This is a genomic window from Pararhizobium antarcticum (assembly GCF_001885585.1).
In the GTDB taxonomy this organism is placed as follows: Bacteria; Pseudomonadota; Alphaproteobacteria; order Rhizobiales; family Rhizobiaceae; genus Pararhizobium; species Pararhizobium antarcticum.
Window position 1 is genome coordinate 108,328 of the sequence record NZ_LSRP01000118.1, and the last position, 12,235, is coordinate 120,562.

Genomic DNA, 12,235 nt, shown 5'->3' on the forward strand with positions numbered 1-12,235 from the left:
CGGGTTTCGCTGGAGGTTTAAAGCATGCGGATCATCCGCACCCATGAGGATATCGCATCCGGCCTTGGAGGGCTGGTCATGCTTGATGCGCGCCTCGTGCCTGTTGTCGCCAAGGCCGGACCGGTGCCGCTCCGGCGCACCGCACCCGGCTATAGCGGCATGGCCAATATCATCGTCTCGCAGATGGTTTCCAAGGCCAGCGCGGCAGCAATCTGGCGGCGCATGGAAGACCTGCTGGGGCCGATTTCGGCATCGTCGGTCATTGCCATGTCCGAGGAGGATTGCCGGGTGTGCGGGCTTTCGCGCGCCAAGGCCGAGACGCTCAAGCGGGTGGCTGAAACAGTGACTGCCGGCGAACTCGATCTGGACGCGATCTGTGCTGTGGACGGGGCTGTGGCGATCCGCGAACTGACGGCGATCAAGGGTGTCGGCCGCTGGACGGCGGAGGTCTATCTTCTGTTCTGTGCCGGCCACCCGGATGTCTTCCCGGTGGGCGATGTCGCGTTGCAGAATGCTGTCGGTGATGCGCTGCTGCTCGAAGCCCGGCCATCGGCCCGGGACCTCGACATTCTCACCCAGGTCTGGGCGCCGTGGCGCAGCGTCGCGGCCCGGCTTTTCTGGGCCTATTATGCGCGCGAAATGCGCCGCGACGGATTGCCGCTGACGCCTTGAAGGAAAAAGCGAATCTTTTGTTTCCTTTTTCCTTTTGGCTTCACAATCCTGACGCAACGCGCCTAATATAGAAGGTACAGATGCCGAATCGAGCAGGAGTTTACTGGCTTGACGATTGCAGTCTCACCGCAGGCCCTACCAGCGCTCGTCTTGAACGCTGACTATCGGCCGCTCAGTTATTACCCTTTGTCGCTGTGGTCCTGGCAGGACGCGATCAAGGCGGTTTTCCTTGACCGTGTGCATATCCTGGCCGAATACGATCATCAGGTCTCCTCGCCCAGCTTCTCCATGCGTCTGCCAAGTGTCGTGTGTCTGAAAAGCTATGTGCAGCCGTCGCGCCATCCGGCCTTCACACGGTTCAACGTGTTCCTGCGCGACCAGTTCAAGTGCCAGTATTGCGGTTCGCCCGACGACCTGACCTTCGATCACGTCATTCCGCGCTGCTGCGGCGGCCAGACGACCTGGGAAAACGTCGTTGCCGCCTGCTCGCCCTGCAACCTGCGCAAGGGCGGCAAGCTGCCGCGTCTGGCCGGCATGTTCCCGCACCAGAAACCCTATCACCCGACGGTGCAGGATCTCCACAATAACGGCCGGCTGTTTCCGCCGAACTATCTGCATGAAAGCTGGATGGATTATCTCTACTGGGATGTCGAACTGCAGCCGTAAGACTGTGGCGCTCTTGCGGCGCCATAGGCTCGTTCCTGTAGCTGTCTTGGCGCTGTCTACTTCACTCAGCGCCGGATTTTAGCGGCACCGCGCAGCGCAATGGCGGCCAGGGCGAGGCTGGCGATGACGTTCCATCCGGCAAAGGAAAGGCCCAGCACGCGCAAGGCGGCATCGGTGCAGGATGGGCCGTGTTTGCTGTCGAGGTCGCCTAGGAGATCACCGACATCAGAGGAAACGCCCTGGGCCGATGTCGCGCAGGTCGACGGACCCTCCCAGAAATGCCATTCGACGCCGGCGTGATAGACACCGATGCCGGCCCCGATCAGCATGGCGATGCCGATCAGAACGAGGAGCAGGCGTGTCGTCCATGCTGGCAGTTTCAGCACCACACTGAGGATCGCCAGAATGCCGAGCGGCAGGCTGTAATAATAGGGATCGCGCTGCAAAAGGCAGAGCGCGCAGGGGATATAGCCGCCGATATGCTCGAAGGCGAGCGCCCCCCCGACCGTGCCGGCCATGCCGAACGTGGCGGCAAGCGACGGGAAAAGCCCGGTGGCGGTCTGGCTGGTGGTGGTGCTCACTGGGAACTCCGCATGTTGGCTCACATGTAAACGCGGTAGGCGATGAACAAAAGGATCAGGACGCCGGCGCAGGCAGCGGCAATCATGCCGAGGCGTTTTTCGATGAAGTCGCGGATCTCTTCGCCATAACGGCGCAGAAGCCAGGCAAGCAGGAAGAAACGCGCGCCGCGCGCAACGATGGCGGTGATGATGAACAGGCCGAGATTGATGTTGATCGCGCCGGCCAGAATCGTCACGACCTTGATCGGCGGCAGATGCGTCAGGCCTGAAGTGATCAGCAGCAGCACCAGCATTTCATAGCCGACACTCGCCTTCATCGCCTCGAAGGCTTCGAGCTTGCCGTAGAATTCCAGCACAGGCTTGGCAATCGCCTCATAGGCGTAGTGGCCGAGATACCAGCCGGCAATACCGCCAAGCACCGAGGCTACGGTTGCAATCAGCGCATAGCGCCAGGCTTTTTCCGGCCGGGCAAGCGCCATCGGCAGGAACAGGACGTCGGCGGGAACGAGAAATACCGAGCTTTCGACGAAGGCGATCACACCCAGCCAGACTTCCGCGGATTTGCGGGCGGCGAGCGACATGGTCCAGTCGTAAAGGCGTCTAAGCATGTACAGGCCCCTATTGAAGTCAAAGCCTTTTAGGCAGGAATGGCCGGTCTGTAAACGTCTTGCTGCAAGTGCGAAGTGCACGGATTCGTGATTCCCTTCCGTGTCCCCGTAAAATCACGGTTGACCCGCCCGAAAGCCTTCGTGTAAACGCAATTTGCTACCGCAACGATCCCCGTGCCCCATTGGCGGAACTGGTAGACGCGCTCGACTCAAAATCGAGTTCCGAAAGGAGTGCTGGTTCGATTCCGGCATGGGGCACCACCTTTCTGTTTCGCCTTTGATTTTCCTGTGCTTTTCTGATTTTTCCCCGTACTGGAAATCAGGTGCGGGGAAAGTTCCTTGTGCATTTGTTCTGCTGTTACCCGTGAGCCGGTAACGCCAAGCCGGTTACGATCGGCCTTCTTCGTGTAGACTGCGGGCTGGAATGCACGGCTTGCAGCCTGCCGGAACCGCGCGGTAGAGATAGCGTCTGCTGCGGAGGGAAATCACATGAGGATCGGTGCACAGACAAAAGGTGTCTATACGATAGCACCGACGCCTTTTCAGGCTGACGGCCGGCTGGACTGGGCATCGGTCGACAGCATGGTCGATTTCTACGCTTCCTGCGGCGTCGATGGCATGACGATCCTCGGCATCATGGGCGAGGCACCCAAGCTTGATGCGACGGAGGCGCTGGACCTGGTCCGGCGTGTTGTCGGTCGCACGCGGTTGCCGGTCATCGTCGGCGTTTCCGCTCCAGGATTTGCCGCCATGCGCAGTCTGGCCCGCGCCTCGATGGAGGCGGGCGCGCAGGCGGTGATGATTGCACCGCCACCATCCTTGCGCACCGATGATCAGATCGTCGGGTATTTCGGGAATGCCTGCGAGGCGATCGGCGGGGATATCCCGTTCGTGCTGCAGGATTATCCGCTGACACTCTCTGTCGTGATGACGCCGCAGGTCATCCGGCGGATCGTCACCGAAAACCCCTCCTGCGTCATGCTGAAGCACGAGGACTGGCCGGGACTGGAGAAGATCTCCCAGCTTCGCGGCTTTCAGAGCGACGGATCGATGCGGCCGATCTCCATTCTCTGCGGCAATGGTGGGCTTTTCCTGGATTTCGAGATGGCGCGCGGTGCCGATGGCGCGATGACCGGCTATGCCTTTCCGGACATGCTCGTCGATGTGGTTAAGCTCGCCGCCTGCGGAGACCGCGACAAGGCGCATGATCTGTTCGACGCGCATCTGCCCTATCTGCGCTACGAGCAGCAGCAGGGCATCGGTCTTGCCGTTCGCAAATATGTGATGATGAAACGCGGGGCGATTGCCTGTGATGCGCAGCGCAAGCCGGGAAGCGTGCTGTCGCCGGTTGCCCGTGGAGAAGTCGATTATCTGCTTGAAAGATTGTCGCTCAGGGATCCCAGAGCCCGCCTTGGAGGCTGAAGGTCATCGGGGCCGAGGACCAGGAGGGATGCGGGTAAACGCCTGAGTGCTCAGGCGTTTACCGTGACATATACGGGAAGGCCGGCGTCAGACGGCGACGCGGCGTGCTTCCTTGTCGGCGGACTTGCGGTCAGCGCCGTGCTTTTCGAGGATGGCCTTGGCGTCCTCGACGGAAATGCGGTGCTTCTTGGCAAAGGGAATCGGCTGGTAGGGCTGATCGGCCGATGCGGCATTCTGTTTGATGGCTGACATTTTAGTCTCCGGAATAACAACGAGCGGGACGTTTCCGTCCGGTCCGATTCGGTTGGGGGAGTTGAGCGCGAAGCGGAACTTGGGATGCCGCACCTTCTTCAGGCGGCAATCGCTTCGTCGATAACCTTTATTTGGGAACGGTCTTCGCCACATTCAAGTGAAAAAGCCAAGGGCAAGACAATAGGCAATGGGCGATAGAACGAACTAAGGCAGGTTACTAGCCTGTTCGTGACGGGTTGTCGAATCGGTGTTTGCCGCGACTTCCGACGCGCGGGGTTGCCCGCATGCTTGGCTTTGGCTGTGAGTCACGGCATGCGAATCTATTCTGCCAATTTGCCGTGGAAGTATGCTAGACTGCTGATACTGAACAATGCTCCAGCCGATTGGGGCCTCTTTTCTGCGCCCTTGCGGACATCGCAAGATTCGTTTCTCAAGATCTCCGGCCGCTTGTAGCGGCCTTTTCCATTTCAGATCGATAGCCTATCCAAGGACACAATATGATTAAGCTTGAACTCACGCCGGTCCAGATCAGGGGACTGAAGCTTGCCAAGGAAGGCAATCTTTTCCCGCAGCCGGCGAAGAAGTGGACCCATCAGAACGCCACGGTCACCTATGCGAAGACCGATCGCTTCCAGGAACGTCCACAGAAAATCAAGTTCCTGACCACCACGACCCTGAATGAGTTGGAAGAATTCGGCCTGCTGGAACGGACCCATCTGGAAGACGATGTTGCCAACGATCCGCGCGGCATCACCATGGCTGGCAAGATGTGGTTGATGGCCAACAAATAAGGTCTGCGTCCCGATCACCCAAGGATCGGACGATGAATTGAAAGAGGGGCGGTCGTTCTCACGGTCGCCCCGTCCTCTGCGTCTTGGTTCGCCGGATGGCGCATAGATTGTCTGCTGCTCGAACTTGAATTTGTGGCCGCAGCGGCAGCGCATGATGTGCTTGAGCGGATTGCTGGCGGCAAATTCGGTGTCGAAACCCTTCGGCATGACGTCGACCTGGAAGCCGCGCGTCTTGCGTCTGGGATCGTCGTCTTCGGAAACGTCCGCAAATCCTGAATGCCCGCACTGGGCGCATTCCAGTTTTCTCGGATATCGATCCCGCGCAGCCATCTTCTCTCCTTCGAAAGAGGCGGTCATATCAAAATGGCTGTCTGATGGAAGAGTGCCGCGCAGGATATTTCATGCGCGGCACTCCGGATGGACTAAACCGTGAGCGGTCGGGCTACTTGAACAGCGCCGGAAGCCAGAGCGAAAGCCCCGGAATATAGGTCACAAGCAGCAGCACCCCGACGCTTGCGCCAAAGAACGGCCAGATCGTGCGCATCGCCTCGCGGATGGTAATGCCACCGACCGCGCAGCCGACAAACAGAACCGTGCCGACCGGTGGCGTGTTGAGACCAATGCCGGCATTCAGGATCATGACGACCCCGAAATGTACGGGATCGATGCCGAACGCCTTGACGACCGGCAGCAGGACCGGCGTCGAGATGATTACCAGCGGTGCCATGTCCATGAAGGTGCCGAGCAGCAGCAGCGCGATGTTGATCATCAATAGCACGATGATGGGATTGTCGGAGATCGCGCTGATCAGGATGACCATCGATTGCTGCACCTGCAGGAAGGACATCAGCCAGCCAAAGGACGCCGCCGTGCCGATGACGAGCAGGACCATGGCGGTTGTGCGCACTGCTTGGAGGACCGCTTCGATGAAGCCATGCCAGTCGAGCTCGCGGTAGACCAGCAGCGCGACGATGAGCGCGTAGAAGACGGCGATGCAGGAGCTCTCGGTTGCGGTGAAGACGCCGGAGCGCACGCCGCCGAAGATGATGGCGATCAGCAGGAGGCCGGGCAGCGATGCCAGGAAAAAATAGCCGAGCCGCCGCAGGCCGGGGAAGGGTTCGGCGGGATAGCCGCGCCGGCGGGCAACGATATAGGCGGTGACCATCAAAGCGGCGGCCAGCAGCATGCCGGGAACAATGCCGGCGGTGAACAGATCGGCGACCGAGACGGTGCCGCCGGCGGCAATCGAATAGAGAATCATATTGTGCGATGGCGGGATCAACAGGGCGATGATCGCGGCATTGACGGTTATGTTGACGGCGTAGCTGCGGTCGTAGCCGCGCGCGGCCATCTGCGGGATCATCAGGCCGCCAACGGCCGAGGCGTCGGCCACAGCCGAGCCGGAAATGCCGCCGAACAGGGTGGAGGCGACGACGTTGACCTGTCCGAGGCCGCCGCGCATGTGGCCGACAAGGCCGGCTGCAAAGCGGATCAGCCGGGCAGCGATGCCGCCGCGCACCATCAGGTCGCCGGCGAAGATGAAGAACGGGATCGCCATCATCGCAAAGACGTTCATGCCGGAATTCATCTGCTGGAACACCACGATCGGCGGCAGGCCCATATAGAGCACGGTGGCGACGGAGGCGATGCCGAGGCAGAACGCGATCGGCATGCCGATCATCATCAGCAGGGCGAAGGTACCAAAGAGAATACTGTAGGCCATCAGGCGGCTTCCTGTACGAGAACGTCGGCTGCAACGGCGGCGCCGAGCATGACATCGAGAAAACGTTCAGCGGCAAAAATTGCGATCAGCACGCCGCCACCGATCATGGGAAAGAAGTCGACGCCGCCCGGCCAGCCAAGCACAGGAATGGTGGCTGTCCAGGTGCCGATGGAAAGCAGCGTTGCGTAAAAACTCATCGCCAACCCGAACAGGAAAATCAGGCCGAGGCTCAGCAGGTCCATCGTGCGCTGCACGGGAGCCGGCGCGTAGTGGCGGACATAATCGAGACCGAGATGCACGCTTTCACGCACGCCGACGGCGGCCCCCAGAAGGATGAACCAGGACATGAGTTGCAGCGACATGGGCTCGGCCCAGCTCGGCGTGTCGTTGAGCACGTAGCGGGCAAAGACCTGCCAGCCGACGATCGCCGTCATGGCGACCAGCCCTGCGCCTGAAATATAGAGTGCCGTCCGGCTGAGCCAGGTCAGCGCGGGCCGGATGGCCAGCATGAAATGCCGCATTGTTGAAACTCCTCCCATGACCCGCCCGCCAACAGGCCTGCGGAAAAGAAAGGCCGGCCTCTCATCTGAGGGCCGGCCTTGGTCTTCTTATTGAACGGCCTGAACCTGTTCGAGCAGCGCCTTCATCTTCGGGTCGGTGACGAAGCGGTCATAGACCGGCTTCATCGCGGCGGAGAATTCCTCCTTGTTGACCTTGATGATGGTGTTGCCGGCGGCGCGAACCTTTTCCTCGGAGACCTTTTCGCGGGCAGCCCACAATTCGCGCATCTTGCCGACCGAATCCTTGGCGGCCTGGCGCACGACCGTCTGGTCCTCCGGTGTCAGCTTGTCCCAGGCGATCTTGGAGATGACCAGGATTTCCGGGTTGAGCGAATGTTCGGTCAGCGTGTAGTTCTTGGCCACTTCGAAGTGGCGGGCGGATTCGTAGGACGGCCAGTTGTTTTCCGCGCCATCGACCACGCCGGTTTCGAGCGAGGAGTAGACTTCGCCCATCGGCATCGGCGTCGGATTGGCGCCGAAGGCCTCCATCATCGCAATCCACAAGTCCGACTGCTGGACGCGGATCTTCATGCCCTTCAGGTCTTCCAGCTTCTCGATCGGCTTCTTGGTCGAATAGAAGGAACGCGCACCGGAATCGTAGAAGGCAAGGCCGATGAGGCCGTGCGGTTCGAAGGCGGCGAGAACCTGCTCACCGATCGGGCCATCCACAGTCTTGTGCATGTGCTCTGTCGAGCGGAAAATGAAGGGCAGGCCGAGAACCGTTGTTTCCGGTACGAGGTTGTTGAACGGTGCGGCATTGACGCGGTTCATGTCGATGACGCCGAAGCGGGTCTGCTCGATCGTGTCCTTCTCGTTGCCGAGCGTGGCGTTGTTCATCACCTCGATCTTGATACGGCCTTTGGTGCGCTCGGACACGAGTTCGCCCATGTATTTGACCGCCTCGACGGTCGGATACCCGTCGGGATGGATATCGGCGGATCGCAGGGTGATTTCCTGCGCATGCAGGGTGCCGGCAGCCAGGGCAAAACCCAAGGCAGCGCAAAGTGTTTTTGCAAGTTTCATGTTTCTCTCCTCCTTGAAAACAGGACCGGAGCCTCCTCGCTCCGTATCCGGCAGTTTTAGTCTCCCTGGCCCTGGAACGGAGCAAGGCCGTAAAGCTGTTCGGGATTGTCAACCAGCGCCAGGCGGCGGGCCGTCTCGTCCGGGAGCCAGCCCAACACGGTGTCGCCAAGCGCTGCGTCGTCCGGATACTCTTCCGTGGTCTTTGCCAGATTGTGCGGCCAGTTCGAGCCCCAGACGATGCGGTCCGGCGCATGGGCGGCAATCACCTTCGCCACGGCTGCCACATCGGCATAATCCGGCGCGCCGCTCTTTGACGACTCGTAGACGCCGGCAAACTTGAACCAGCAGTTCCCTCCGTCGATCAGCCGCTTCAGGGCATTAACCTGCGGACTGTCGGGCGCAATGCCGGAAAAGAATTTGCCGTGATGATCCAGAACCCAGCGGGACCGGAGCCCGGCGAGCCGTGTTTCGTGATCGAGGATCGTGCTGCCGTCGAACTGGACGGCAAGCATCCAGCCGCGGGCGGCAGCGCGCGCATCCACCGCTTCCAGCGCATCGAGGCCGACGGCGCCGCCGGGCAGATCCATGATGCGTGCGCCGATGACACCGGCTTCCGCCAGGGCATCGAGCTCGTCATCCGCCATGTCGGCGTCAATGACGGCCACGCCGCGCGCAACATCACCCATTGCGGCAAGGCAGGCCACGAGATTGGCGTTGTCGCGCTGGTGGGCGTTGCCCTGGGTGATGATCACCCTGTCGATGCCAAGCCAGGCCATGAACTGCCGGTACTGGTGCGCGTCTGGCAGGGCGCCGCCGGGCAAAGGCGGGCCACCGGGCAGGGCTGGAAATCCGGGCAGGTACATGTGCATCTGCGTATCGACAGCGCCGCGCGGCAGCGGAAACTTCAAGGCGCGTCCCGTCAGCGGCCGGACAATCATCAGGCGTCTCCCATACGGAATTGTTCGAGCGCATCGCGATTGATCTCGATGCCGAGACCGGGTGCATCGGGGATCTGCACGACCCCGTTGACGTGCTCGATCGGTGAATGGACGACGGCCTGGCGAAAGGGATTGTCGGTGCGGTCGAATTCAAGGATCGGCTCGATCGGATTGACGCGCACCGGATTGGGGACCATCGCCGCCATGAACTGCAGGGCTGCGGCGATATGGACGGCGGTGCCCCAGACATGCGGAACGATGCGGATGCCGTGCAGCGCCGCCATGTCGGCAACGCGCTTTGCTTCGGTGAAACCGCCGACCCCGGCAAGATCGGGCTGCAGAATGTCGACGGCGCGGGTCTCTACCGGTTCGCGCATGCCCCAGCGGCTGTGCCAGGTCTCACCACCGGCAACCGGGATCGGCTGCGCGGCGCGGACCTCGCGATAGGCGCCGAGCTGTTCGGGAACCACCGGCTCCTCGAACCAGTCGATATCGTATCGCGCGGCTGCACGGCCAAGGCGTACCGCCTCGATCACGTCATAGCCATGATTGGCATCGATCATCAGGCGCATGTCGGGACCGGCAGCGTTGCGCACGGCGCGAATGACGGCAAGGTCCTCGGTGACGCCGAAGCCGATCTTGATCTTTGCGGCATGGAAACCATCGGCGCGATGGCGGGCGACTTCGCTGGCATTGTCCTCGATCCGGTCGACGCCATCGCGCTTGAAGCTGCCGGTGGCATAGGCGCGCACGCTGTCGCGAAAACGTCCACCGAGGAGCATGGAGACCGACACGCCGAAATGCTTGCCCTTGATGTCCCAGAGCGCGATGTCGATGCCCGACAGCGCCGTCACGGCAAGGCCGCGCTGGCCCTGGTCGCGCAGGGCGTTGTAGAGACGGGCCCAGATCTTTTCGGTTTCCAGCGGGTTTTCGTCGATCAGCCAGGGCGTATAGGCGGCGACCACGGCGGCATTCGGCCGGGCCGGACCAAGGCACTCGCCCCAGCCGATGGTGCCGTCGTCGCAGATCACTTCCACCAGCACATGGGCGCGCCGGTCGAAGCGCATCGAGGCGCTTTCAAAAGGCACCGACAGGCGGTGTTCGAGAAGATGGGTGCGGACGGCGACGATTTTCATCTTGGCGCTTCCCTCAACGCTTCCAGGGGCCGATGAGCTTTTCGAGCATTTCTTCCTCATCCCGCGTCAAATCATCGAGCGGCGCGCGCACCTTGCCGGCATCGAAACCCTGCAGGCGCACGCCGGCCTTGACGGCAGCGACCGCATAGCCCTTGCGGCGGGCGCGGATCGCCATGAACGGGTAGAAGAAATCCTTCAGGATAGTCTCGCAGCGCGTCCGGTCGCCGCTCCGCAGCGCTTTGTAGAATTCGACGGCAAGACCCGGTACGAAATTGAAGACGGCGGACGAATATGTGGTGAAGCCGGCTCCGAGATAAGCCTCGGCAAACAGTTCGGCGGTTGGCATGCCGCCGAGATAGGTGAGGCGGTCGCCCATGGTCGCGGTGATCTGGCGGATCAGGCCGATATCGCCTGTGCCGTCCTTGAAGCCGACGAGATTGGGGCATTCATCGCAGAGCCGCTGCAGCGTTTCGCAGGTCAGGATCGAATTGTCTCTGTTGTAGACCATGACGCCAATGCCGACGGATTGGCAGATGCGTTTGACATGAACATAGAGACCTTCCTGCGGCGCATCGATGAGGTAGTGCGGCAAGAGAAGGATCCCGTCTGCGCCCGCCTTTTCGACCGAGCGGGCAAGGTCGATCGCCATGTCCGTGCCATAGCCGCAGCCGGACACGATGGCGGTCTTGCCGGCGGCTTCCTTGGCGGCCCTGACAATATGGGGAACTTCGGCCGGCGACAGCGAGAAGAACTCGCCGGTGCCGCCAGCGGCAAAAAGGACCGGCGCGTCATAGCCCGACAACCATTCGACATGGCGGCGATAGCTTTCCGGCTGAAACTTTCCCTCGTTATCGAAATGCGTCACGGGAAAGGACAGAAGGCCGGCGCCGAGCGCGACCTTGATCTCTTGCGGTGTCATGCTTGAATTCCTCTTGATGCCTCCTCCGGCATACCCGTCGTACATATACAGCAGACAAGTGTCAAGAAGTTATCATACAGGTTGGCGCTGTTCCCGCAAAAGCACCCGATAGCGCGACTGGCTGCCGCGCAGATGCCGGCGCATGGCATCGCGGGCGCCATCCTCGTCGCTGTTGGATATGGCGATGACGATGGCGTTGTGCTCGTCGTCCAGCAGCTTGATATAGGCGGTCTGGTCAGTTTCCGATTCGTCGCTGCGCAGGGCGGCGCGCGGAATGACACCCTTGCCGATCATCGACAGGAACTCGCGAAAGCGCGGATTGTTGGTGGCTTCGGCAATGGCGAGATGCAGCGCAAAGTCGGCATCGCTAGAGGAAATGCCGGCGTCCAGACAGGCGTGCACGGCATAGTGCCGATCGAGTATAGCCTCCTCCTGGGCCGGGGAGCGGCGCAGAGCCGCCAATCCCGCGGCTTCGACTTCAACGGCCGTGCGCAGCTCAAGCAGCTCGATCATCGAGGAAACACGAGCGGGATCAAGGTTTTGGATGGATAGCAGCGGCCTTGGCAGGGCAATGCTTGCCTCAAGAACGAAGACGCCGGCGCCTTGGCGCGTTTCGACAAGCCTGTCGGAGCGCAGCGTCGCAATCGCTTCGCGAACGACAGTGCGGCTGACGCCGTGGGCTTCGCTCAGTTGCGCTTCGCTCGGCAGTTTGCTGCCGGGCGGAAACTGGCCGGTGGTGATTGCCCGTCGCAGGTTGTCGCCGAGTTGTGCCGTCAGCGTGCCCCGTCCTGCCTCGCTCTTCACCTGAAGCCCCATGCCCTGTTCCTTCCCTCGCAAGCATCCCGTCAAAAGAGGATGCTGCCTGTCGCCTGTCAAGTTTTGACAGATATCCTGCCTGTATAGCCGACTTGTTGACGCGAATCCAGCAACCTGTATGATGGGTT

General features: G+C 61.2%; 14 protein-coding genes and 1 tRNA gene. 5 read left to right on the forward strand and 10 right to left on the reverse strand.

The features are described 5' to 3' along the window. The first annotated feature begins 24 nt into the window (after positions 1-24). Both AX760_RS21115 and AX760_RS21120 read left to right on the forward strand, forming a co-directional pair. Entirely contained in the window at positions 25-672 is a 648-nt protein-coding gene (locus AX760_RS21115; protein WP_071834980.1) for a DNA-3-methyladenine glycosylase family protein, read from the forward strand. A 108-nt stretch (positions 673-780) separates the two neighbouring features. Then, the gene (locus AX760_RS21120; protein ID WP_071834982.1) at positions 781-1,338 is read left to right on the forward strand and encodes an HNH endonuclease; all 558 of its coding nucleotides are present in this window, start codon (positions 781-783) and stop codon (positions 1,336-1,338) included. Positions 1,339-1,403: 65 nt separating this feature from the next. Here AX760_RS21120 and AX760_RS21125 read toward each other — a convergent pair whose 3' ends face one another. Then, the gene (locus AX760_RS21125; protein WP_071834984.1) at positions 1,404-1,919 is read right to left on the reverse strand and encodes a disulfide bond formation protein B; all 516 of its coding nucleotides are present in this window, start codon (positions 1,917-1,919) and stop codon (positions 1,404-1,406) included. Positions 1,920-1,939: 20 nt separating this feature from the next. Then, positions 1,940-2,527 (reverse strand): YqaA family protein, encoded by a 588-nt coding sequence (locus tag AX760_RS21130; protein ID WP_071834985.1) that lies wholly within the window; start codon positions 2,525-2,527, stop codon positions 1,940-1,942. A 176-nt stretch (positions 2,528-2,703) separates the two neighbouring features. Between AX760_RS21130 and AX760_RS21135 the strand changes: the two genes are divergently transcribed. Next, a tRNA-Leu gene (locus AX760_RS21135) sits at positions 2,704-2,788 on the forward strand. A 228-nt stretch (positions 2,789-3,016) separates the two neighbouring features. Next, on the forward strand, positions 3,017-3,949 hold the full coding sequence (locus AX760_RS21140) for a dihydrodipicolinate synthase family protein (RefSeq protein WP_071834987.1): 933 nt from the start codon (positions 3,017-3,019) through the stop codon (positions 3,947-3,949). Positions 3,950-4,036: 87 nt separating this feature from the next. On the opposite strand, the gene AX760_RS27310 is transcribed toward AX760_RS21140, so the two are convergent. Beyond that, positions 4,037-4,201, reverse strand: coding sequence for a hypothetical protein (locus tag AX760_RS27310; RefSeq protein ID WP_175552111.1), 165 nt, complete (start codon positions 4,199-4,201; stop codon positions 4,037-4,039). A 497-nt stretch (positions 4,202-4,698) separates the two neighbouring features. Between AX760_RS27310 and AX760_RS27805 the strand changes: the two genes are divergently transcribed. Further along, a complete protein-coding gene (locus AX760_RS27805; protein ID WP_071834988.1) occupies positions 4,699-4,992 on the forward strand; it encodes a hypothetical protein in 294 nt (97 codons plus the stop codon). Between the two features lie 442 nt (positions 4,993-5,434). Here the strand turns inward: AX760_RS27805 and AX760_RS21150 are convergent, their stop codons facing one another. The 7 genes from AX760_RS21150 to AX760_RS21180 form a co-directional block, all read right to left on the reverse strand. Next, on the reverse strand, positions 5,435-6,715 hold the full coding sequence (locus AX760_RS21150) for a TRAP transporter large permease (RefSeq protein ID WP_071834990.1): 1,281 nt from the start codon (positions 6,713-6,715) through the stop codon (positions 5,435-5,437). After that, complete coding sequence (locus tag AX760_RS21155) at positions 6,715-7,236, reverse strand: TRAP transporter small permease (RefSeq protein WP_071834992.1); 522 nt, start codon at positions 7,234-7,236, stop codon at positions 6,715-6,717. The genes AX760_RS21150 and AX760_RS21155 overlap by 1 nt, the downstream gene beginning before the upstream one ends. Before the next feature lie 87 nt (positions 7,237-7,323). Further along, complete coding sequence (locus AX760_RS21160; RefSeq protein ID WP_071834993.1) at positions 7,324-8,298, reverse strand: TRAP transporter substrate-binding protein; 975 nt, start codon at positions 8,296-8,298, stop codon at positions 7,324-7,326. Positions 8,299-8,354: 56 nt separating this feature from the next. Then, positions 8,355-9,236 (reverse strand): amidohydrolase family protein, encoded by an 882-nt coding sequence (locus tag AX760_RS21165; protein ID WP_071834994.1) that lies wholly within the window; start codon positions 9,234-9,236, stop codon positions 8,355-8,357. Then, on the reverse strand, positions 9,236-10,372 hold the full coding sequence (locus tag AX760_RS21170) for a mandelate racemase/muconate lactonizing enzyme family protein (protein WP_071834995.1): 1,137 nt from the start codon (positions 10,370-10,372) through the stop codon (positions 9,236-9,238). The genes AX760_RS21165 and AX760_RS21170 overlap by 1 nt, the downstream gene beginning before the upstream one ends. Before the next feature lie 13 nt (positions 10,373-10,385). Further along, the gene (kdgD, locus tag AX760_RS21175; RefSeq protein ID WP_071834996.1) at positions 10,386-11,291 is read right to left on the reverse strand and encodes a 5-dehydro-4-deoxyglucarate dehydratase; all 906 of its coding nucleotides are present in this window, start codon (positions 11,289-11,291) and stop codon (positions 10,386-10,388) included. A gap of 72 nt (positions 11,292-11,363) precedes the next feature. Then, positions 11,364-12,107, reverse strand: coding sequence for a FadR/GntR family transcriptional regulator (locus AX760_RS21180; protein WP_071834997.1), 744 nt, complete (start codon positions 12,105-12,107; stop codon positions 11,364-11,366). Positions 12,108-12,235: the final 128 nt, after the last annotated feature.